General features: G+C 65.9%; 2 protein-coding genes. One reads left to right on the forward strand and one right to left on the reverse strand.

Features of this window, described 5'->3' with window-relative positions; translation table 11 throughout:
* Positions 1-323: bactofilin family protein (locus PGX04_RS17370; RefSeq protein ID WP_273739669.1), on the reverse strand; the 323-nt coding region annotated here is incomplete at its 3' end.
* 262 nt (positions 324-585) lie between these two features.
* Here PGX04_RS17370 and PGX04_RS17375 point away from each other — a divergent pair.
* Positions 586-1,362 (forward strand): replication factor C small subunit (locus PGX04_RS17375; protein ID WP_273739670.1); only part of this gene is annotated, 777 nt, incomplete at its 3' end.

Genomic DNA, 1,362 nt, shown 5'->3' on the forward strand with positions numbered 1-1,362 from the left:
GCGCCGGCGTTGACGTCGGCGTCGACGGTCCCGGCGATCATCACGCTCCCGCCGGCGGCCTCGAGATCGCCGTCGACCTGGCCCGTGTTCTCGATTCGAACGTCGCCCCCGACGGCGCTGACGTCCCCGGTGACGGTACCCCGGACGACGACGCTTCCACCGAAGGCCTCGAGGCTATCGACCGTCTCGCCTTCGTCGACGACGATCGTCCCGCCTGTCCGGGCGTCGGACTGGGCGGCGACCGTGGCCGGGACGGTGCCGATGACGACGAGGACGACCAGCGCTGCAACGACGAGTTGCAACCGGTTCTTTCTCACTCTCATGTGTCTTCCTTCCCTCCCTTCCACGAGCGGGTAGAAAAACGTGTTACGCTGATGTCAAGAACCGTGTCGGTTTCGAATCCGGCCGTGGTCGGCGGTCTCGCGGTCGCGTCTGCGGTCTCGCGGTTGCGTCGGCGCGGTCGAGTGGGTCGCCGTGGCCGAGCGCGTCGCCGCGTTTCGTCTCCCGTCGGCGGCTATCGTTACCCGCCTCGAGACGCAGAACGACCTTCGGTCGTTTTATCTTCGGGCCACCCCTTCGACCGGTATGAGCGAGGCCGACGCCGAGGCGGCGGAGCCCACCCCCGGCAAGACCGAAGTCTGGATCGAGAAGTACCGCCCGGAGCGGCTCGACGACATCAAGGGCCACGTGGACATCGTTCCGCGACTCAAAAATTACGTCGAGCAGGACGATCTCCCCCACCTTCTTTTCGCAGGTCCAGCAGGCACGGGAAAGACGACAGCAGCCAAAAGCATCGCTAGGGAGGTCTATGGCGATGATTGGAAGGAGAATTTCCTCGAGCTCAACGCCTCCGACCAGCGCGGGATCGACGTCGTCCGCGACCGGATCAAGGACTTCGCGCGCTCGTCGTTCGGCGGCTACTCACACCGCATCATCTTCCTCGACGAGGCCGACGCGCTGACCTCCGACGCCCAGTCGGCGCTGCGCCGGACGATGGAGCAGTTCTCGAACAACACCCGCTTCATCCTCTCGTGTAACTACTCGAGCCAGATCATCGACCCCATCCAGTCGCGGTGTGCGGTCTTCCGATTTACCGAACTCTCCGAGGACGCCATCGAGGCGCAGGTCCGGGAAATCGCCGCGAACGAGGACATCGACGTCACGGACGACGGCGTCGACGCCCTCGTCTACGCGGCCGACGGCGACATGCGGAAGGCGATCAACGCGCTGCAGGCCGCCGCGGTGATGGGCGAGACCGTCGACGAGGAGACCGTCTTCGCGATCACCGCGACGGCCCGTCCCGAGGAGGTCGAGGCGATGGTCGGCCACGCCATCGACGGCGATTTCACGGCCGCTCGAGCC

The organism is Natrinema soli (assembly GCF_028618695.1).